The organism is Arsenicicoccus piscis (assembly GCF_022568835.1).
In the GTDB taxonomy this organism is placed as follows: Bacteria; Actinomycetota; Actinomycetes; order Actinomycetales; family Dermatophilaceae; genus Arsenicicoccus; species Arsenicicoccus piscis.
Map to the genome: position 1 here is coordinate 557,158 of NZ_JAKZHV010000002.1, position 20,092 is coordinate 577,249.

At 71.7% G+C, this 20,092-nt stretch carries 19 protein-coding genes and 2 pseudogenes; 12 read left to right on the forward strand and 9 right to left on the reverse strand.

The annotated features are described in order from the left end of the window. Window positions 1-71 precede the first annotated feature (71 nt). Window positions 72-671: a GNAT family N-acetyltransferase gene (locus tag MM440_RS05525; protein WP_241443232.1), complete on the forward strand. Its 600-nt coding sequence runs from the start codon at window positions 72-74 to the stop codon at window positions 669-671. Here the strand turns inward: MM440_RS05525 and MM440_RS05530 are convergent. Beyond that, window positions 599-1,342, reverse strand: a complete 744-nt coding sequence (locus tag MM440_RS05530; protein ID WP_277626278.1) for a FadR/GntR family transcriptional regulator — start codon at window positions 1,340-1,342, stop codon at window positions 599-601. The two genes, MM440_RS05525 and MM440_RS05530, sit on opposite strands and share 73 nt — an antisense overlap. Before the next feature lie 181 nt (window positions 1,343-1,523). Here MM440_RS05530 and MM440_RS05540 point away from each other — a divergent pair, with 181 nt between their 5' ends. From MM440_RS05540 to MM440_RS05555, 4 genes are read left to right on the forward strand one after another with little or no spacing between them, the layout of a single operon-like run. Next, window positions 1,524-3,209, forward strand: coding sequence for an L-lactate permease (locus MM440_RS05540; protein WP_241443234.1), 1,686 nt, complete (start codon window positions 1,524-1,526; stop codon window positions 3,207-3,209). A gap of 46 nt (window positions 3,210-3,255) precedes the next feature. Next, complete coding sequence (locus tag MM440_RS05545) at window positions 3,256-4,023, forward strand: (Fe-S)-binding protein (protein WP_241443236.1); 768 nt, start codon at window positions 3,256-3,258, stop codon at window positions 4,021-4,023. Further along, entirely contained in the window at window positions 4,020-5,501 is a 1,482-nt protein-coding gene (locus MM440_RS05550) for a LutB/LldF family L-lactate oxidation iron-sulfur protein (protein ID WP_241443238.1), read from the forward strand. Before MM440_RS05545 ends, MM440_RS05550 begins: the two co-directional genes overlap by 4 nt. Next, the gene (locus tag MM440_RS05555) at window positions 5,498-6,157 is read left to right on the forward strand and encodes a LutC/YkgG family protein (protein WP_241443240.1); all 660 of its coding nucleotides are present in this window, start codon (window positions 5,498-5,500) and stop codon (window positions 6,155-6,157) included. Before MM440_RS05550 ends, MM440_RS05555 begins: the two co-directional genes overlap by 4 nt. Here the strand turns inward: MM440_RS05555 and MM440_RS05560 are convergent. From MM440_RS05560 to MM440_RS05570, 3 genes and pseudogenes are all read right to left on the reverse strand, one after another. Continuing rightward, on the reverse strand, window positions 6,144-7,730 hold the full coding sequence (locus MM440_RS05560; RefSeq protein ID WP_241443242.1) for a gluconokinase: 1,587 nt from the start codon (window positions 7,728-7,730) through the stop codon (window positions 6,144-6,146). The genes MM440_RS05555 and MM440_RS05560 overlap by 14 nt on opposite strands. Continuing rightward, window positions 7,727-9,103, reverse strand: coding sequence for a mannitol dehydrogenase family protein (locus tag MM440_RS17275; protein ID WP_241443244.1), 1,377 nt, complete (start codon window positions 9,101-9,103; stop codon window positions 7,727-7,729). Before MM440_RS17275 ends, MM440_RS05560 begins: the two co-directional genes overlap by 4 nt. Further along, window positions 9,100-9,942 (reverse strand): annotated as a pseudogene (locus MM440_RS05570) (glucuronate isomerase); the annotation flags it as partial. The pseudogene MM440_RS05570 and the gene MM440_RS17275, both read right to left, overlap by 4 nt. 28 nt (window positions 9,943-9,970) lie before the next feature. Here MM440_RS05570 and larE point away from each other — a divergent pair. Beyond that, a complete protein-coding gene (gene larE / locus MM440_RS05575) occupies window positions 9,971-10,537 on the forward strand; it encodes an ATP-dependent sacrificial sulfur transferase LarE (protein WP_338155607.1) in 567 nt (188 codons plus the stop codon). Next, a complete protein-coding gene (gene larB, locus MM440_RS05580) occupies window positions 10,530-11,318 on the forward strand; it encodes a nickel pincer cofactor biosynthesis protein LarB (protein WP_338155608.1) in 789 nt (262 codons plus the stop codon). The genes larE and larB overlap by 8 nt, the downstream gene beginning before the upstream one ends. A gap of 286 nt (window positions 11,319-11,604) precedes the next feature. On the opposite strand, the gene larC2 is transcribed toward larB, so the two are convergent. Both larC2 and larC read right to left on the reverse strand, forming a co-directional pair. Next, on the reverse strand, window positions 11,605-12,309 hold the full coding sequence (gene larC2 / locus MM440_RS05585) for a nickel pincer cofactor biosynthesis protein LarC2 (protein ID WP_241443376.1): 705 nt from the start codon (window positions 12,307-12,309) through the stop codon (window positions 11,605-11,607). Between the two features lie 70 nt (window positions 12,310-12,379). Next, window positions 12,380-12,823 (reverse strand): annotated as a pseudogene (gene larC / locus MM440_RS17590) (nickel insertion protein); the annotation flags it as partial. 45 nt (window positions 12,824-12,868) lie between these two features. Here larC and MM440_RS05595 point away from each other — a divergent pair. Genes MM440_RS05595 through MM440_RS05615 form a run of 5 tightly spaced genes read left to right on the forward strand, consistent with a single transcriptional unit; the run spans window position 12,869 to window position 17,150 of the window. Next, a complete protein-coding gene (locus MM440_RS05595) occupies window positions 12,869-13,621 on the forward strand; it encodes a dienelactone hydrolase family protein (protein WP_241443248.1) in 753 nt (250 codons plus the stop codon). A 10-nt stretch (window positions 13,622-13,631) separates the two neighbouring features. Then, window positions 13,632-14,525, forward strand: coding sequence for a sugar phosphate isomerase/epimerase family protein (locus MM440_RS05600; RefSeq protein ID WP_241443250.1), 894 nt, complete (start codon window positions 13,632-13,634; stop codon window positions 14,523-14,525). Continuing rightward, the gene (locus MM440_RS05605) at window positions 14,522-15,361 is read left to right on the forward strand and encodes a Gfo/Idh/MocA family protein (protein ID WP_241443252.1); all 840 of its coding nucleotides are present in this window, start codon (window positions 14,522-14,524) and stop codon (window positions 15,359-15,361) included. The genes MM440_RS05600 and MM440_RS05605 overlap by 4 nt, the downstream gene beginning before the upstream one ends. Next, window positions 15,358-16,257, forward strand: coding sequence for a sugar phosphate isomerase/epimerase family protein (locus MM440_RS05610; RefSeq protein ID WP_241443254.1), 900 nt, complete (start codon window positions 15,358-15,360; stop codon window positions 16,255-16,257). Before MM440_RS05605 ends, MM440_RS05610 begins: the two co-directional genes overlap by 4 nt. After that, window positions 16,254-17,150, forward strand: coding sequence for a Gfo/Idh/MocA family protein (locus tag MM440_RS05615; protein WP_241443255.1), 897 nt, complete (start codon window positions 16,254-16,256; stop codon window positions 17,148-17,150). Before MM440_RS05610 ends, MM440_RS05615 begins: the two co-directional genes overlap by 4 nt. Before the next feature lie 247 nt (window positions 17,151-17,397). Here MM440_RS05615 and MM440_RS05620 read toward each other — a convergent pair whose 3' ends face one another. The 3 genes from MM440_RS05620 to dapB form a co-directional block, all read right to left on the reverse strand. Further along, window positions 17,398-18,810, reverse strand: a complete 1,413-nt coding sequence (locus MM440_RS05620; protein ID WP_241443257.1) for an MFS transporter — start codon at window positions 18,808-18,810, stop codon at window positions 17,398-17,400. A 159-nt stretch (window positions 18,811-18,969) separates the two neighbouring features. Then, window positions 18,970-19,311 (reverse strand): DUF2200 domain-containing protein, encoded by a 342-nt coding sequence (locus MM440_RS05625; protein WP_241443259.1) that lies wholly within the window; start codon window positions 19,309-19,311, stop codon window positions 18,970-18,972. 29 nt (window positions 19,312-19,340) lie between these two features. Further along, on the reverse strand, window positions 19,341-20,090 hold the full coding sequence (gene dapB / locus MM440_RS05630; RefSeq protein WP_241443261.1) for a 4-hydroxy-tetrahydrodipicolinate reductase: 750 nt from the start codon (window positions 20,088-20,090) through the stop codon (window positions 19,341-19,343). Between the last annotated feature and the right edge of the window lie 2 nt (window positions 20,091-20,092).

Here is a 20,092-nt window from a genome sequence, read left to right on the forward strand (position 1 = left end):
ATGTCACGGCCCTTGTTGCCACCGCTGTGCAGCGACGAACAGGTAACCCAGCACGGTGAGAGGATCGAGCCGTGAGCGACCACGAGCACGAGCACCCGCACGACGGGCACGACCACCAGCACCTGCAGCCCGCCACCGGGTCGGCCGACGCGAGCGTGCGGTCGGCGCGACCGAGCGACGCCCCGGCGGTGGGGGTCGTGCAGTCGCAGGTGTGGCGGCTGGCCTACCGCGGCGTGGTGCCGGACGAGACGCTCGCCCGGTTCGAGCCGCTGGCGTTCAGCCGGGCGTGGCGGGCGGCCCTCGAGGGCACCCCGCCGGCCGGTCACCAGCTGCTGGTCGGCTGCGCCGGGCCGCAGGTCGTGGGTTACGTGAGCGTCGGTCCGTGCGCGGATCCCGACGCCACCGAGGGCGACGCCGAGGTCCTCACCCTGGGGGTCCACCCCGACGCGCGCCGCCAGGGGCACGGCTCGCGGCTGCTCAACGCGGCGGTCGACGTGCTGCGCGAGCGCGGCGCGGACACGGTCTACATCTGGCTGCCGGCGAGTGACGAGGCGACGCGGAAGTTCTTGTCAGACAGCGGATTCGGCCCGGACAGCGCCTATCGGGACTCGGTCGTCGGACCGTCGGGCGAGACGGTGCGGGAGATCCGCATGGTCGGCAGGATCTCGTAGGCCCTGCGGATGTGGCTCTCGAGCAGGTCCGCTGCGAGGGCCGAGTCCCGCCCCACCATCGCGTCGTAGATCTCCCGGTGGTGCTCCAGCAGCTCGCCCCGGAAGCCCGGATAGTCGACCATCTCGCGGGACGCGTCGAGGATCGGCAGCCGCAGCGACTCGCGCACGGCGACAGTGAGGTCGGTGACGAGCCGGTTGCGCGCCGCCTCGGCGACCAGGACGTGGAACCGCGTGTCCAGCTCGTTGAAGTCCTCTATCGAGATGGCGGGCTCCTCCATGGCGTCGAGGACGTCACCCAGCTGGGCGAGCTCCGCGCCGGTGATGCAGGCCACCGCGAGAGTCACGCTCAGCCGCTCCAGCACGACCCGCAGGTCGACCACCTCGTGCACCGGGAAGTCGGCCAGCGCGACGTGCAGTCGCAGCATCCGGGTGAGGGCGGCGGACTGGCTGGGTGTGACCTTCGTCCCACCCGCGGCGCCCGCCCCGACCGACGTGCTGAGCACGCCCTGGGCCTCCAGGGCGCGGATGGCCTCGCGCACCGCGGCGCGGCTCACGCCGAGCGAGGCGGCGAGCTCGCGCTCGGCCGGCAGGGTGCTGCCGATGGTCAACCGCCCGTCCAGCACGGCGGCCTCGATGTGCTGCAGCACCACCCGAAAGGCCTTCTCGGGCATCGGTCCACCTCGGCTCGTCGGTCCCGGACGACGACCCCCGCCGCACCGGTGCGGCCGAATCCCCCTGCGGCCGGGCACCACCCTACCCGGCAGCGGGGTGTTGACCTGCGCTGGCGGCTGGCCCTACAGTCTTAATGGTCTGACCATTTAACCCTTCGAGAACGATGGAGTTCCCCTGGCGATGATCACGACCTACCGCCCCGACGTGGCCCCGCTCGGGCCCCTGTGGCTCTCGGCGCTCGTCGCGCTGCTGCCCCTCGTCACCGTCTTCGTCACGCTCGGCGGCCTGCGCTGGAAGGCCCACCGGGCCGGCCTCGCCGCCCTGCTCGTCGCCATCCTGGTCGCCGTCCTCGGCTATCGGATGCCGATCGGGTCGGCCCTGCTGTCGGCCAGCGAGGGCGCCGTCTTCGGCCTCTTCCCCATCGTGTGGATCGTGTTCACCGCCATCGTGCTCTACCAGATCACCGTGGTGAGCGGCCGGTTCGAGGACCTGCGAGCGGTGTTCGGGCTGATCAGCTCCGACGCTCGCATCCAGGCGATGCTCATCGCGTTCTGCTTCGGCGGCCTGCTGGAGGCGCTCGCCGGGTTCGGAGCGCCCGTCGCCATCACCGGCGTGATGCTGATGGCGATCGGCTTCTCGGCGCTGCGCGCCGCCACAGTCGTGCTGCTCGCCAACACCGCACCGGTGGCGTTCGGCGCGATCGCCATCCCGATCATCACCGCCGGCAACCTCACCAAGATCCCCTACCACGAGATCGGCGCCTACGTCGGCCACCAGACGCCGATCATCGCCGCCTTCGTCCCGCTCTTCCTGGTCTACCTCGCCGACGGTCGCCGCGGCGTGCGCCAGACCTGGCCGGTAGCCCTGGCCACGGGCGTGACCTTCGGCGTCGCCCAGTGGATCAGCGCTACCTTCGTCTCCGTAGAGCTCACCGACATCATCGCGTCGCTGGCCGGCCTGGCCGCGGCGGTCGTCGTGCTCCGGTTCTGGCAGCCCGCGGGCGGTGCGGACGCCCTCGCGGCCCTGCACGCCGAGCGGGACCACGAGCGCGCCTCTCTCAGCGAGGCCCAGCGCGCCGCCCTGCCGGAGGCGCCGCCGGAGCGCGGCACCCGGCTGACCGGGTCGCGGATCGCCATGGCGTTGTTCCCCTACCTGCTGGTGATCGTCGTCTTCTCGCTCAGCAAGCTCGTCACGCCGATCAAGGACTGGCTCACCAGCACCGACGTCAAGATCCCCTGGCCGGGACTGGACGGTCAGGTCCTCACCGTCTCCGGCAAGGTCTCGACCTCCACGGTCTACACGTTCCAGTGGCTGTCCAGCCCCGGCACCATGCTGCTGATCTGCGCCGTGATCGTCGCCGTGGTCTACCGCGTCACCCCGGTGCAGTTCGTCGGCGAGATCACCGGCACCGCAAAGAAGCTCAAGTTCTCGATGCTGACGATCGCGTCGGTGCTCGCGCTCGCCTACGTGATGAACCTGTCCGGTCAGACGATCACCATCGGCACCTGGATCGCGGGCACCGGCGCCGCGTTCGCGTTCTTCTCGCCCGTGCTCGGCTGGCTGGGCACGGCCGTGACCGGCTCCGACACCAGCGCGAACGCCCTGTTCGCCACGCTGCAGCAGACCGCCGGGCAGAAGGCCGGGATCGACCCGACCCTGCTCGTGGCCGCCAACACCTCCGGCGGCGTCGTCGGCAAGATGGTCAGCCCGCAGAACCTCACGATCGCGGCGACCGCCGTCGGTCTGCTGGGACGCGAGTCGGAGATCCTTCGTAAGGTAATCTGGTGGAGCCTCGGACTGCTCGTCGTGCTGTGCCTGCTCGTCGGCCTCCAGTCGACGCCCGTCCTGTCCTGGATGTTGCCGTGATCGGCGCCGCCGAAGTGCTGGCGCCCCAACGTCGTTGGAGGTCCCGATGAGTGATGCCAGACCAGCGGCCGGGCTGCGCGTCGCCCTGTTCGCCACGTGCGTCAACGACACCATGTTCCCCGGCACGCCGATCGCGACGCTCCGCCTGCTCGAGCGACTCGGTGCCCAGGTGGAGTTCCCCACCCAGCAGACCTGTTGCGGGCAGATCTTCACCAACACCGGCTACTACGACGACGCCCTGCCGAGCGTGCGGACCTACGTCGAGGCGTTCGAGGACTACGACTACATCGTCGGCCCGTCGGGGTCGTGCGTGGGGTCGGTCCGCGACCAGCACCCCATCCTGGCGCGCTACGCCAAGAACCCTGCGCTCGAGCAGGCGGTGGCGCGGACCTCGGCCCGCACCTACGACCTCACCGAGCTGCTCGTCGACGTCATCGGGGTGACCGACGTGGGGGCCTACTTCCCGCACCGGGTGACCTACCACCCGACCTGCCACTCGCTGCGCATCACCCGGGTCGGCGACCGTCCCTACCGCCTGCTCAAGGAGGTGCGGGGCATGACCCTCATCGACCTGCCCGCGGCCGACGAGTGCTGCGGCTTCGGTGGCACCTTCTCGATGAAGAACTCGGACACGTCCGTGGCGATGGCGTCCGACAAGGCGCGCAACGTGTCGTCGACGGGTGCCGAATACGTTGTCGCAGGCGACAACTCGTGCCTGCTCAACATCGGTGGCGTGCTCGACCGGCAGCGCGCCGGCGTGCAGGCCATCCATCTCGCCGAAGTGCTCGCCCACACCGAGGAGGACGCCTCATGAGCCCCCGTCGGACCCCCGCGCCGCCTCCGGGCGAGCTGCGCGACAGCCTGCCCTTCCCCAAGGCCGCGAAGATCGAGCTGGCCAACGTCCAACAGCGGGCCAACCTGCGCCACGCCACCCACACGATCCGGGCCAAGCGCGCCCAGGTCGTCGGGGAGCTCGACGACTGGGAGGCGCTGCGCACCGCCGGTGCCCAGATCAAGGACCGCGTGCTGCGCAACCTCGACGACTACCTCGAGCAGCTCGAGGCGTCGCTGACCGCCGCCGGCGCCACCGTGCACTGGGCCCGGGACGCCGAGGAGGCCAACCGGATCGTCATCGACCTCGTCCGGGCGACCGGTCAGGACGAGGTGGTCAAGGTGAAGTCCATGGCCACCCAGGAGATCGAGCTCAACGAGGCCCTCGAGCGGGCCGGCATCGCCGCGTGGGAAACCGACCTGGCCGAGCTGATCGTGCAGCTCGGCCACGACCGCCCGAGCCACATCCTGGTGCCGGCCATCCACCGCAACCGCTCCGAGGTGCGCGAGATCTTCCTCGAGGAGATGGGCACCTACGGCGAGGCGGCACCGCCGGACCTCGACGACGAGCCCGCTCACCTCGCAGCCGCGTCGCGAAGTCACTTGCGCGAGAAGTTTCTTCGCGCCAAGGTCGCGGTCTCGGGCGCCAACTTCGCCGTCGCCGAGACCGGCACGTTGGTGGTCGTGGAGTCCGAGGGCAACGGCCGGATGTGCCTCACCCTGCCCGAGACCCTCATCTCCGTCGTCGGCATCGAGAAGATCGTGCCGACGGTCGAGGACCTCGAGGTCTACCTGCAGCTGCTCCCCCGGTCCAGCACCGGTGAGCGGATGAACCCCTACACGAGCATGTGGACCGGCACGACTCCGGGCGACGGGCCGCAGGACGTGCACGTCGTGCTCCTCGACAACGGCCGCACCACCGCCCTCGCGGACGAGGTCGGTCGCAAGGCGCTGCGCTGCATCCGCTGCTCGGCGTGCCTGAACATCTGCCCGGTCTACGAGCGGGTGGGCGGGCACGCCTACGGCTCGGTCTACCCGGGTCCGATCGGCGCCATCCTCACCCCGCAGCTGCGCGGTCTCGGGTCGAAGGTTGACCGCTCGCTGCCCTTCGCGTCCAGCCTGTGCGGGGCGTGCTACGACGTGTGCCCCGTCAAGATCCCGATCCCCGAGCTGCTCGTGCACCTGCGCCACAAGGTGGTGCAGGAGAAGGCCGCCCATCACGAGGTGCACGCCGAGACGGCCGCCATGAAGGCGACGTCCTGGATCTTCGCCGACAGCCGTCGGATGGAGGCCGCCCTCAAGCTCCCGAGCTTCGGCGGCAAGGTGCTGCGTGGCCGGCTCAACCACTTCGGACCGCTGCCGTATCCCGCGTCCTTGTGGACCACGGCCCGCGACGTCCCCGTCCCACCGAGCGAGTCCTTCCGCGACTGGTGGGCCCGCGAGCGAGGAGGCCAACGATGACGAGTGCCCGTGAGGAGATCCTCGGCCGGATCCGCGCCGCCAAGCAGGACCTGGACCTGCCCCCGGTCGAGGTCGACTGGGTCTACGGCCGCACCACCGGTGACCCGGTGCACCGCGACCACGCCCAGGTCGTCGACCTGTTCGTCGAGCGGGTCGAGGACTACCAGGCCGTCGTAGACCGTGCCGGCGCGGCTGAGGTGCCGGGCCGGGTGGTCGCCGCCCTGCAGCGCTATGGCGCGACGTCCGTGGTGCTGCCGGCCGGGCTGCCGGACGACGTGGTCGCGGCCATCCGCGACGCCGGCGTCGAGGTGCGCGAGGACGACCACCTGTCGCCGGCGCAGCTGGACGAGATCGGCGCGGTGGTCACGACCAGCGCGGTGGGCTTCGCCGAGACGGGGACCATCGTGCTGGACCACGGGTCGGGCCAGGGACGGCGGGCGCTGACCCTGGTGCCGGACATCCACGTGTGCCTCGTGCGGGCCGACCAGGTGACGACCGACGTCCCGGAAGGCCTTGCCCGCGAGGTGGACTCGATCAGGGCCGGTCAGCCGCAGACGTGGATCAGCGGCCCCAGCGCCACGAGCGACATCGAGCTCTCCCGGGTCGAGGGCGTGCACGGCCCGCGCACGCTGCACGTCATCGTCAGCGAGGGGTGAAGGCGCCGGCGAGCCGCTGCTGGGCCTCGAGCAGGTCGGGCACCGACCGCCGCAGCCGGGCGTAGGTCTCGACGTCGGCGGGGTCGACCTCGACCGGCTCGCCCGCCGTCATGATGCCGGGGCTCAGCAGGTCGAGCGCGGTGCCCAGGGTCGGGGCGCGGCCGATGGCGTAGGCACCCAGTGCCGCCGCGCCCAGGCTCGACCCCTCGGACGCTGCCATCAGGTAGGTCGGCCGATCCAGGACTGCGCCGATCACCTTGCCCCACAACGGAGCTCGGAAGACACCACCGGTGGCGCGGACGGTGGTCACCGGACGCAGCTCCTCCAGCCGATCGACGATCGCGGCCAGCTGCAGCGCGACCCCCTCCATCGCGGCGCGCACCAGATGGCCCCGGGTGTGGTGGCGACGCAGGCCGAGGATGCTGCCCGGGAGCGAGGGGTCCCACAGCGGCGCCCGCTCGGCGAGCAGGTAGGGGATCATCACGAGGCCCTCGCTGCCGGCTGGCACGGAGCCGGCGAGCTCGACCAGCTTGGCGTCGGCGCTGCCGCTCCCCTGCCGCAGCAGGTCCTGGCCCACGAGGTCGAGCGCCCACCGCATGACGATGCCGCCGTTGCTGACCGGGCCGCCGACGACCCAGTCCTGGTCGGTGAGGGCGTAGCAGAACAGTGCGCACCGCTCGTCGACCCCCGGCTCGGGGACGACCGTGCGCAGAGCGCCGCTGGTGCCGAGCGACAGCCCGGCCACGCCGGGGCGCAGCGCGCCCGTGCCGAGGTTGCCGAGCGGTCCGTCGCCGGCCCCGAGCACGACCGGCGTGCCCGACGGCAGCCCGATGCGGGCGGCCACGCTCGACCCGAGGCCGAGGCTGTCGGTGGTGGGTCGCACCGGGGGCAGCTGGTCGCGACGCACGTCGATGCGGCGCAGCGTCTCGTCGGACCAGTCGCGCGCCTGCAGGTCCAGCAGACCCGTGCCGGACGCGCACGACAGCTCGGTCACGAGCTCACCCGTGAGCCGCCACAGCAGGTAGTCCTTGAGACCCACCCACCAGCGCACCCGGCCGAACAGGTCGGGATCGTTGCGCTCGAACCAGATCAGCTTGGTGAGCGGCGACATCGGGTGGATCGGTGTGCCCGAGCGCCGGTGCAGCTCGTGCCCCTCGTCGGTGCCGAGCAGCTCCTGCGCGATGCCCGAGGCGCGGGCGTCGGCCCAGGTGAGCAACGGCGTGAGCGGCTTCATCCGCTCGTCCAGACCGATCAGTCCGTGCATCGCCGTGCTGCACGACAGGGCCAGCACCGACCCGGCCGGGGTCTGCTCGACCACCTCGCGCAGGGCACCGAGCGCGCCCTCGACCATGGTCTCCGGGTCCTGCACCTGCCAGCCGGGCTCCGGCTCCAGGAGCGGATATTCGCGTTCTGCGACCGCACCCCGTCCACCACCCACCTCGTAGGCCGTGGCCTTCGCCGCGGTCGTCCCGAGGTCGAGCCCGATGACGACCTCGGGGGCGGACGAGCGCGCGGCCGAGCGCTCGGCGTCGCCGCGATCCGAGGGGGTCGGTGCAGCCGGGGGCGGGGTCATGACGCGGCCAGCTCCTCGACGAGCTCGGCTGCGAGCCGCACGAGCTGGGGATCGCCAGCCAGCTGCGGATCGAGCTGGTCGAGCACCCCGCGGACCGCGTCATTGGTGGTGGTGTCGTTCACCGCAGCAGCATAGGCCGCGGCACCCGCGTCGTTCACGGGGGCGCCATGCCCCTGCAGGTGCCGGACCCAGGCAGCCACCGCGCGAGCCGCGCCGCGACCGTCCCGACCGGCCGCCCGCTCGGCGCGGAGAACGGGCAGGATGCGGACCGGGATCTTCTGCGACCCGTCCGACGCGATCTGGGCGAGCAGGTGCCGGATCTGCCGGTTCTCGTAGCGCTCCACGAGGGCCGCGCGGTAGGCCTCGACGTCGCTCGCGGGCACCCGCAGGTGCCGCGCGGCCTCGTCCCACCACTGCTCCACCCACGAGCGCACCACCGGGTCGGCGATCGCCTCGGAGACCACCTCGTGACCCCGGGCCGACGCGGCGTAGGCCATGAGCGTGTGGGATCCGTTGAGCAGCCACAGCTTTCGCTGCTCGAAGGGCTCCACGTCGGGCACGAACGTGGCGTCCCACGCGGGTCGGCCGGCCGGGAAGTCACCGGCCACCACCCACTCGACGAACGGCTCGGTGACGACCGGTGCCGCGTCGTCCAGGCCGGTGCTGCGCCGCACGGCCTCGATCTCGTCGTCGGTGGTGCGCGGCGTGATCCGGTCGACCATCGAGGTGGCGAAGCTGTGCTCGTCGACCAGGGACGCGAGGTCCCCACCGACGGCGGTCGCGAGGCTGCGGGTCACCTGCGCGGCCACGTGCCCGTTGTCGGGCAGGTTGTCGCACGACAGCACGGTCAGCGGCCCCAGGCCGGCGTCCCGGCGCGCGATCATGGCGACGGGCAGCTTGCCGGGTGCGGTCACGACGTCCGCGAGCCGACCCGCGACGATCGCGTCGCGGTCCGCCGCGACCTGCGCGTCCGCCAGATCGATGTCCCCACCGGGACCGCGGCGGTAGCCCGCCTCGGTGACGGTGAGCGTGATGACGGCGAGCTCGGGCGACCGCGCGTAGCCGAGCCAGGAGTCGAGGTCGTCGGCCGGGTGCACGGCGACCACGGACGAGATGACCTCGGGGCGGTCACCGTCGTCGGCCCGCACCAGCAAGGTGTAGAGCCCACCCTGCGGGGCGAGCTGCTCGGCGAGGGTGGCCGACCGGCCGCAGAAGGCCGCGATGCCCCAGTCGGCGGCGTCGGGCGCGTGCTCGGTGTACCACGCCTGGTGGGCGCGGAAGAAGTTGCCGAGGCCGAGGTGCGCGATGCGCACCGGGGCGGCGGGACGGCCGTCGCCCGCCTCGCGGGAGAGCCGTCGGGGTGAGTCGCTCACAGCTTGAACACCTTTCGCGGGTTGTCCGCCACCAGGGCGTGGATGGTCTCGAGCGCCTCGTCCTCCTCGAGCCGGTGCTCCACGACGAGGTCGGCGAGGTGGCACGCGTCGAGCCGACGGGACATGTCGTGCCGGGCGGGGATCGAGCAGAACGCGCGGGTGTCGTCGATGAAGCCCGACGTCCGGGTGAAGCCCGCGGTCTCGGTCACGGCCAGGCGGAACCGCTTGATGGCGTCGGGCGCGTCGAGGAACCACCACGGCACCCCGGCGTAGACCGACGGGTAGAAGCCGGCGAGCGGGGCGATCTCGCGGGAGAAGACGGTCTCGTCGAGGGTGAAGAGCACGAGGTGGAGGTTCGGGTGGGTGCCGAAGTCGACCAGGGCGGGCTGCAGGGCGCGGGTGACCTCCAGCGCGATCGGGATGTCGCAGCCCACGTCGGCCCCGAAGCGCTCGAACGTCGGCGTGAGGTGGTTGCGCGCGACCGCGGGGTGGACGGTCATCGTCAGGCCGTCCTCGGTCGCCATCCGCACCATCTCCCAGACGAGGTGGCGGCGCAGCGCGTCGGCCTGCTCGGCGGTGATCGTGCCCGCACGGGCCTCGGCGTAGAGGCGCTCGGCCTCCCGCTGCTCGAGCCGCTCGGTCCCGAGGTCGGCGTGGCTGTGGTCCGTCGAGACCGCACAGTGGGCCTTGAAGTAGGCGCGACGGTTTTCCAGAGCGGCGATGAATCCCGCGTAGTCGTCGACGGATTCGCCGCTCACCGCGCCCAGACGGTCTACGAGATGGACCCAGTCGGCGCGACCGGGCTCGAGGTAGCGGTCGGGCCGGAAGGTCGGGACCACCACGCACGAGGGTGAGCGAGCGGCCTACGTGGCCAACGGTCCCGACCGCTGCTTCCACTGCAAGGACGAGCTGTTCACCCGCATCTCGACCGAGCTGGTCGGCAAGCTCGGGCTGACCGCCGTCGCCTACGGCGAGAACGCCGACGACGCCGTGCGCCCCGACCGACCCGGGGCCCGCGCGGCGACCGAGCACGCCGTGCTGCGCCCGCTCGCCGACGCCGCCCTCACCAAGGTCGAGGTGCGCCAGGTGGCTCGGGCGTTCGAGCTGCGGTGCGCCGACAAGCCGGCGGCACCCTGCCTGGCCTCGCGGATCCCGCACTTCCAGGAGGTCACTCCCGCCAAGCTCGCCGCCGTCGAGGCGGCCGAGGCGGCGGTCCGCGCGCTCGGTTTCACCGACTGCCGGGTGCGCCACCACGGGGAGGTGGCGCGCGTCGAGCTGCTGGTCGACGAGCTCCCCCGAGCCGTAACCCCCTCGGTGCGCGAGCAGCTGCTGCGCGACGTCCGCGCCGCAGGCTTCCGGTTCGTCACGGTAGACCTCAGCGGCATCCAGTCCGGCGCGTTCACCCTGCCGCTGGTCGAGGTCAGTCGTGGCTGAGCCCGATCAGCCCGGGTCGACCCCCGCGGACGTCGAGCTGGACCTGGGCCGCGCCGCGCGCCGCGGCTATCCCGAGGCGATCTACTGCGAGGGCAAGTCCGTCGACCAGGTGCGCGACATCGCCCGCCGGATCAAGGCCTTCCACGCTGGGGCGGGTGCGGGTGAGTCGGTTGCGGCTAGGTCGGATATGGGTGCGTCGGCTGGGGGTGAGTTCGGCACGCAGACAACGCTGTTCACCCGAGCTGACGCCGAGCGGGCTGCTGCCGTGCTCGAGGTGCTGCCCGACGCGGTGCACGACCCGAGCGCCCGGTTGCTCGCGTGGCCACCCGCTGTGCCGACCCCGAGCGGTGGGCTGGTCGTGGTCGCCGCGGCCGGCACGTCGGACCTCCCGGTGGCCCGCAAGGCGGAGCTGACGGCGCGCTACCGGGGGCGCCGCACCGAGCTGGTCATGGACGTGGGGGTCGCCGGCCTGCACCGCGTCCTGGGGCGGCTCGACCTGCTGCGCAGGGCCGCAGCGGTCGTCGTCGTCGCCGGCATGGACGGCACGCTGCCGAGCGTGGTGGCCGGGCTGGTGTCCGCCCCCGTGGTGGCCTGCCCGACGTCCGTCGGCTACGGCGCCGCCTTCGACGGCCTCGCGCCGCTGCTCGCCATGCTCAACGCGTGCTCGCCGGCGTGGGGGTCGTCAACATCGACAACGGTTACGGCGCAGGCCATCTCGCGGCGCAGATCGCCGCCACCGCTCCCCCGGTCGAGGCCTGACCATCCGTGCCGTTCGGACTGATTCATGGCCGAAACCGGGCGATTCGAACGTTCTACACGGCGTGAATCAGTCCGAAGCGCACGGGCAACGGCCTTGCGCAGGAGCGAGCGAGCCGAGCGGGTGGGGACGACCGAGCGAGCCGAGCGGGGGGCGTGGGGCCCGGCCCGGAGGGCCGTGGCGGGCCTGGCGGGAGGCGCGAGGTGGCGAGCGCCGGATGGTAGGCCCGTAGGGTCCGGCCCCACGCCCGCCGCGGACCCGATCACACGAGCCCGACCACATGGGCCCAGAGCGGGAGCAGCCGGATCGATCAGCAGCCCGCGGGCAGCGGCGCGCCGGGCACCAGGCCGGCCTCGACAGCGGCGGCCTGGGCCGAGCGCAGGGCGGTGCGGGTGCTGACCCCGAGGGAGACGGCAAGCTTCTGCACGTCGACGAACTCCGGCTCGGCGTTGATGATCACGCCGTCCCGGTGCCCGAGCTTGATCAGCACCTCGACACCGGCCACGGCCACGGGGACCCAGCTGCGCTCGAGAACCGTCCGGGCGACGACGGTCTCGCGCACACCGAGGGTCGACGTCAGGGCAAAGATCAGCTCCCGCGCCGAGGCCGGGTCGGAGGTGAGCACCGACAGGGTGTGCGCCGGGCGGCCCTTCTTCATGACGATCGGCGTCAGCCACGCGTCGTCCGCCCCCTCGGCCAGCAGTCGGTCCAGGACGTCCGGCCAGACCCGCGGGTCGAGGTCGTCGACGTTGCACTCCAGCAGCGTGCGCGTCTGCGGCGCCGCCGCGTCAGCCACCCCGGCCGCTCCCATGGCCCCGGCAACCTCGCCCAGGACCACCCGCACGACGTTGGCGTGCGTGGCGAAGTCCTTGTCGCCCGCGCCGATCCCGTTGGCGCGCACCGTGATTGCGGGCATCGCGTCGACCTGCTGTGCGTCGCAGAGCAGCGCCAGACCGGTGGGTGTCGCGAGCTCCGTGGCCGCCGGACCGGGGACGACCTGGAGGCCGCGGGACAGCTCTACGACGGGCCGGCCCGGGGACCGCGAGCTCGCCGTGCTCCATGCGCACCCGACCCGAGCCGACGGCGATCGGCCCGACGGTCAGGGTGTCGACGTCGAGCGAGGCGAGCGCGGCGCAGACCGCGACGATGTCGCCGATGGAGTCCCAGGCGCCGATCTCATGGAAGTGCACGTCGGCGGGCGCCACGCCGTGTGCCCGGCCCTCCGCCTCGGCGAGCCGGGCGAAGACGCGTTGCGCGCGCTCCCGGACGTCCTCGGGAAGGTCGGCGGCCTGCAGCGCCGCCTCGATGCTGCTCCACGCGCGATGGTGCTGCTCGTCGGCGGTGGGACGCACCACGGCCTTGGTGGCCCGCAAGCCGCCGCGCTGCACCTCGGCCACCTCGATGGTGACCAGACCGGGCACGACCGCGTCGACCGCCGCCTGCACCGCGGCGAGGTCGGCGCCCGCGTCCAGCAGCGCCGCTAGCAGCATGTCCCCGGCCACGCCGCACGACGCGTCGATCCAGCACATCACCCGCACACCCTAGTCGGCCGGTCCGCAGGGATGATGGGTGCCATGATCACCATCGAGACCCCCGACGGCACCGCCGAGGCCCTGCTCGTGACCCCCTCCGAGGGCGACGGCCCCTGGCCGGGGGTGCTGCTGCTGATGGACGTCTTCGGCGTGCGGCCGTACCTCGAGGAGATGGCCCGGCGGGTAGCGTCCTGGGGCTACGTCGTGCTGGTGCCCAACGTGTTCTACCGGGACGGCTCGGTGGCCGAGCTGCTCCCCCAGGGCCCGCAGGACACCCCGCAGGAGCGGGCGGCGTACTTCTCGGTGGCCAAGCCCCGGATCGCCCGGCTGACCAGCGAGAAGGCGGTGCCTGACCTGCGGGCGTACCTGGAGGTGCTCGAGTCGCGGACCGAGGTGCGCCCCGGGCCGGTCGGCGTCGTGGGCTACTGCATGGGGGCACGCCTGGCCATGCGGGCCGCCGGCGAGCGGCCGGACCTGGTAGCGGCGTGCGCGGGCTTCCACGGCGGCCAGCTGGTCACCGATGCGCCGGACAGCCCGCACCTGGCGCTCGCGCACGCGACGGCGGAGTTCTGCTTCGGGCACGCCGACCACGACCGCTCGATGCCCCCGGCGCAGGTCCGGGCGCTCGGCGAGGCGCTGGCGGCGCACGGGCTGACCGCCACCAACGAGGTCTACCCGGGCGCGCCGCACGGCTTCACGATGGCCGACACGGAGGCGTACCACGAGGAGGCGACCGAGCGGCACTACGCCGCCCTGCGCGAGCTGCTGGACCGCACGCTGCGTCCGGGCAACTGATGGCAACCGTTTGGGCCGACCGGCCTGGGCGTGGCTGACTGGGCAGCGCGACCCGCCAACCCCGAGGACGCCAGCCACCTGGACCCTGTCCGGTTTCGCCGACGAGATCGACCCCGACTTCCAGACCCAGTGCGACCAGCTCGTCCGGCTCGGGCTGACGCACCTCGAGCTGCGCAGCGCGTGGGGCGTCAACATCCTCGATCTGGACGAGGACCAGCTGAGCGAGGTCGAGCGAATCCTCGCCGAGCACAACCTGTCGGTCTCGGCGGTCGGGTCTCCGATCGGCAAGATCTCGATCACCGACCCGTTCGAGCCGCACCTCGAGCGATTCGAGCACTGCCTCGATGTCGCCGAGCGGCTGCACGCGCCCTTCATCCGGCTGTTCTCGTTCTTCATCCCCGCGGGGGATGACCCCGACTCCCACCGCGAGGAGGTGCTGCGGCGGATGGCGGCCCTCGCGCAGGCGGCGCACGGACGGGACGTGACGCTGCTGCACGAGAACGAGAAGGAGATCTACGGCGACACCCCGGCCCGCTGCCTGGACATCGTCACGTCGGTGGATGACCCGTCGCTGCAGCTCACCTGGGACCCGGCGAACTTCGTGCAGGTCGGGGTCGCCCGACCGTTCGACGAGGGCTACGCCCAGCTGCGTCCGCACGTCGTCCACCTGCAGATCAAGGACGCCCTGAGCAAGGACGGGTCCGTGGTGGCTGCGGGCGAGGGTGACCAGGTCGTCGAGACGATCCGGGCGCTGCGCGAGGACGGCTTCGACGGCTTCTTCTCCCTGGAGCCGCACCTGGCCCAGGCCGACGAGCTCGGCGGCTTCTCCGGGCCGTCCGAGTGGACCCGGGCGCACGCCGCCTTCACCGCCATGCTGCAGGACGAAGGGATCGAGTACGCATGACCCGCACCAGGCTGACCATCGTGGGCGCCGGAGTGATCGGCAAGCATCACGCGCAGGTAGCCCGTGACCTCGCCGACGAGATCGAGCTCGTCGCGGTCGTGGACCCGGTCGCGGAGCGCGCGACCAAGATCGCCGAACCCGTAGGCGGCGCAACCTATCTCACGCTCGCCGAGGCGCTGGAGGGCACCGAGACCGACCTGGTGGCCATCTGCACGCCCACCGGCCTCTTCGGTGAGCCGGCCATCGAGGCGATGCGGGCCGGCAAGGCCGTCATCATCGAGAAGCCCGCCGAGGTGACCCTCGACAAGACCGACGAGCTGATCGCGGCGCGCGACGACGCCGGGGTCGTGGTGTCGGTCATCAGCCAGCACCGGTTCGACTCCAGCACCGAGCGGATCGAGGTCGAGGACGTCGCTGTGGGTGTCGTGCGCTTCGAGAGCGGGGCCCTCGGCGTGCTGCACGCCTCCACCGCGGCCTACCCCGGCATGAGCGCCCACCTGCACGTGCACGGCTCCCAGGGCAGTGCCGTCATCGACAGCGACGGGCTCACCTTCATCCACACCGCCGAACCGTCCGGCCCCGGTGCCGACGACTACGGCACCCCCGGCGACGGCAACCAGGTAGACCGTTATCCCGGCACGGGTGCCCCCGCGGTCAGCGCCGGTGCGGACCCGGGGTCCTTGTCGCAGGCGCACACCTTCCAGTACCGCAACGTCCTGGCCGCCATGCGCGGCGCGGAGCCGGTGCGCGTCACGCTGGAGGAGAACCGCCGCTCGATCGCCGTCATCACGGGGGTCTACGAGTCGGCCCGCACCGGCAAGCCGGTGGCGCTGTGAGCCCGGCGGGCCCCGGGCCGCGGATCTCGGTCAACCCGATCCCCTACTGGGCCCGCGACGGGCAGGTCGACAAGTCCAAGGAGGTCTTCGACGAGGCGTTCGCCGACTTCCAGCAGATCGGTTTCACCGCGGTCAAGGCCGACCTGCCGGAGGGCATGTCGGCCGAAGAATACCGTTCGTGGATCGGCAGCTACGGCTTGGCGCCGGCGATCAGCACCGTCATGGCGCCGTTCACCGAGGACGCTGCCGGCCTCGCACCTGGTGGGCGGGAGTCGCTCGAGCGCTTCGCGCACGACCAGCGCTCGCTCGGCCTCGACACCACCATGGTCATCGCCCCGATGACCCCCACCCGGATGGCCACGCCGGCGGTCGGGGTCGACTACACGCCCGAGCAGCTCGACCGGACCACCGACAACCTCGCCACCGTGTGCAAGATCCTGCTGGGTGCGGGTCTCTATCCCACGATGCACCCGCACGTCGGCAGCCTGGTCGAGACCGAGCGCGAGCTGCGGCACGTGCTCGACGAGCTGGAGCCTGCCGCGCTCGGGTTCGGCCCCGACACCGGGCACATGCGCTGGGCGGGGATGGACCCGGCGGCGCTGATCCGCGACTACGCCGACCGGGTGCGGGGCATCCACATCAAGGACGTCTTCGCGGATCACCTTCCAGCCCAGGCGGACTCGTCGATGGGCTACCACGAGATCGGTGCGACGAAGCGGCTGTGGGTCGAGCCCGGTCACGGGGTCGTCGACTTCGACGCCGTCATGGCGGCGATGCCGGCCGGCTATGCCGGCGACTACATGATCGAAGTCGACGTGCCGAGCGTCCCCACCCGGCTCGAGAGCCACCAGATCTCCTACGACTGGGCGCAGCGCGCCCTGGCCGGCGGGTCATGACCCGCACCGCGGCGGTCGTCGGAGCGGGCACCATCGCCCGGATGCACCTCGCGCCGATCGCCGCCCTCGCCGACGTCGAGCTGGTGGGCGTGTGCGACACCGACGCGCCACGGGCCGCCGAGGCAGCGGCGACCTATGGCACGCAGGCATTCACGGACCGTCGCACGCTGCTGGCCGAGGCCCGGCCAGACGTCGTGCACCTGTGCCTGTCGCACGACCAGCACCTGCCGGTGGCGCTCGACGCGCTGGCCGCCGGCGCCCACGTGCTCACCGAGAAGCCCTTGGCGCCAACGCTGCTCGACGCGCAGCGCTTCCACGACGCCGCCCAGCAGGCGGCCGCCCGCGGTCAGCAGGTGGGTGTCTGCTATCAGAACCGCTACAACGACACGTCGCTCGCACTCCGGCAGGCGCTCGAGTCCGGTTCGTACGGAAGGCCGCTCGGCGCCCGGGCCTCGGTCTGGTGGCACCGCGACGCCCGCTACTACCGAGCCGCCCCGTGGCGGGGCCGGTGGGAGACCGCCGGCGGCGGCACCCTCATCAACCAGGCGATCCACACCCTCGACCTGCTGCTGTGGCTGCTCGGGGACGCCACGTCCGTGGCCGGGTGGGCCGCCCACGCCGACCCCGAGACCGCTGCGGCGGGCGTCGAGATCGAGGACACCGCCCACGTCACGCTCACCCACACGTCGGGCGTGACCAGCGCCCTGGTCGCCACCAACCGGCACTGGACCGACGCCCCGGTCATGCTCGAGGTCGGCACCGAGCAGGGGCTGCTGCGCCTCGCGGACGGTGCCCTGCACCACCACCGCCCCGAGGGTCGGTCGAGCTGCTGGCGCAGGACCCGGCCCCCGACGGCAGCACGAGCTACTGGGGCGCCTCGCACGGTCGGCTGATCGCCGACTTCTACGCAGCGGTCGCCGAGGGCCGGCCGTTCGCCGTGGACACCGCGCATGCGATGCTGTCGCTGCGAGCGCTGCGGACGGTCTACGCCGGCTCGGGGCTGGTGCAATCTCTCTGAGCTGCAGTCGATCTCGCTTGGATCGGGAGTCAACCAAGGAGCCGGCCGCACCCGAGGGTGCAGCCGGCTCTCTTGGGCTCGCGGCACGGTCTACCGTGCGCTGTCGAGCTGCTGGTGCCCGATCAGTCGAGGGGCGCGTCGACGACGGTGCCGCCGGGGCCGATCAGGTGACCGCGCTGGGCCTTGCGGCTCTCGGTCTCGTTGCGGATGCGGCGGAAGAAGTCGTCGTTGAGCGGGTACTTCCAGAAGACGAGCATCGCGCAGATCGCGACCACGGCCGGGACCAGGGCGATGGCGGCGCGGATCGCGGTCAGCGCCGACTCCGGCTGGATGTCCGCGCCCGCCTTGTAGGAACCCCACGCGAGCAGCCAGCCGCTGATGGCGCCACCGAGCGACTGCGTCAGCTTGCGGGTGAACGAGTAGATCGCGTAGGTCGAGCCCTCGGTGCGCGTGCCGTTCTTCCACTCGCCGTACTCGACGGTGTCGGCCTCGAGACCGAACATGGCGACGTTGATGATCGAGGCGCCAACTCCCCTGATGGCCAGGAAGATTAGCGCGAGCACGGCCGCACCCATCGGCGAGAAGAACAGGGCGATGCCGGCGTTGACGAGGGTGATCGGCGCGGTCCACGACACGTCGCCGAGGATGTAGCGCGCGTAGTAGGCGGTCGCCGGCCCGACGGCGTAGACGCCGGTCAGGTAGAACAGGCTGCTGAGGCAGAGGATCTGCAGCGGCTTGTTGAGCCGCAGCGTGTCGATCGTCTCCTTGATCGTCGTCTTGGCCTGGACCCGGACGACCTGCTCCTTGCAGTTGAAGAAGACCATCAGGAAGCACGCGAAGCCGAGCACCATGAAGCCGAGCGTCGTCTGGGTGAAGATCGTCTGCATGTCGCTCTGCAGGGCGGCGAGCTGCACGGTGTCGCCGGCCTTCTTGGCCGCCGTGATCTTCTTCTGGACGTCGGAGATGCGCGGGGCGATCAGATAGGTGAGGAACACGCCGGCGGCGGCACTGCCCCACATGCGCCAGGCGACCAGCTTGGCGAGCTCGGCCACCGACTGGGTCATCGCCGAGGCGAGCGAGCCGTAGGGGATGTTGACCATCGAGTAGAGCAGGCCGAGCATCATGTAGGTGATGTAGGCGTAGAGGAGCGCCGGCCCCTCGTTGGTGTTGGTCCCGGTGACCTTGAGGCTGTGGGGCACGTGGAAGGTCAGGTAGGACAAGAACAGCAGCGGGAGTGCGAAGAAGATGATGAACGGGCGGAACTTGCCCCAGCGCGTCATCGTCGCGTCGACCGCCCGACCCGCCACCAGGTCGGTGAACGCGTCGAACAGCCGGACCAGGAGGAACATCGTGCCGATCGCGGCGGCCGAGATGCCGGCGACGTCGGTGTAGTAGAAGAGCAGCCAGGTGTTGGCGAGGGCAAACGCCAGGTTGCAGCCGAAGTCCCCCAGCATGTAGCTGAAGATCGATCGGACCGACATCTTGTGGAGGGCACCGTGTGCTTCGGTGCTGCTCGCCGTTGAGCCTGCGGACATTCCGGGATCCTTCACGAGGGCGGGTGGTGCCACTCAGTGTTCGGTCCGTCCGATCGTCCGCACCATCGGTTGCCACAAGTTGCCGGCGAGCACGGGGTGGTGCTGTGGCGCTGGGCGCTCAGCGCTGAGGTGTCCGCGCGGGGTCTCGCCGCTCGAAGCTCAGCTGCGGAGCACCCGATCCATCGCCTTGCCCTTGGCCAGCTCGTCGACCAGCTTGTCGAGGTAGCGGATCCGCTGCATCAGCGGGTCCTCGACGTCCTCGACGCGCACGCCGCACACGACGCCGGTGATCGACGACGCGTGCGGGGTGAGGCGGGCGTCGGCGAAGAAGTCCTCGAAGGTCGTCCCCGCCTCCAGGTGCGCAGCGAGCTCGGTCTCGTCGAAGCCGGTCAACCACCTGATGACCTGGTCGAGCTCGGCCTGCGTGCGGCCCTTCTTCTCGATCTTCGCGAGGTAGAGCGGGTAGACGGAGGCCACGCTCGTCAGGAAGATGCGGCTCATGGTCTGGAGGCTAGCGGGTCCGGCCTCGCCTACAGGCCGAGGTAGTGCTCCAGGCCGACCGTGACGCCCGGGTGCTGGCGCACGTTGCGGACCCCCTCGAGCACGCCCGGCATGAACGACACCCGGTCGAACGAGTCGTGCCGGATGGTCAGCTGCTCGCCCTCGCCGCCGAGGAGGACCTCCTGGTGCGCGACCAGCCCGAGCAGCCGCACGGAGTGCACCGGCACGCCGTGCACGCGGGCTCCGCGAGCGCCGTGGGGATCGTGGGTCGTCGCGTCCGGCACGTCGCCGAGTCCGGCCTCCTCGCGCGCCGCCCCGACCAGGTCGGCCGTGCGTGCGGCGGTGCCGGACGGCGCGTCCACCTTGCCGGGGTGGTGCAGCTCGATGATCTCGACCGACTCGTAGAACCGGGCCGCCTGCTGCGCGAAGGACATCATCAAGATCGCGCCGATCGCGAAGTTGGGCGCGATCAGCACGCCCGTGCCCTCGGGCGCCTGCTCGACCTGGGCGCGCAGCGTCTCGAGCCGCGACTCGTCCCACCCGGTGGTGCCCACCACGACACTCACGCCACGGTCTACGCAGTAGGCGACGTTGGCCGGCGACGAGTCGGGCACCGAGAACTCGACCACGACGTCTGCGCCGCCGAGGTCGCCCAGGTCGTCGCCCACGTCGTAGCGGCCGACGAGCTCGGTGTCCGGCGCGTCCTCGACCGCCTGGCAGACCGTCGAACCCATGCGCCCCGAGGCGCCGATGACAGAGACCTTGATCGTGTCGCTCACGC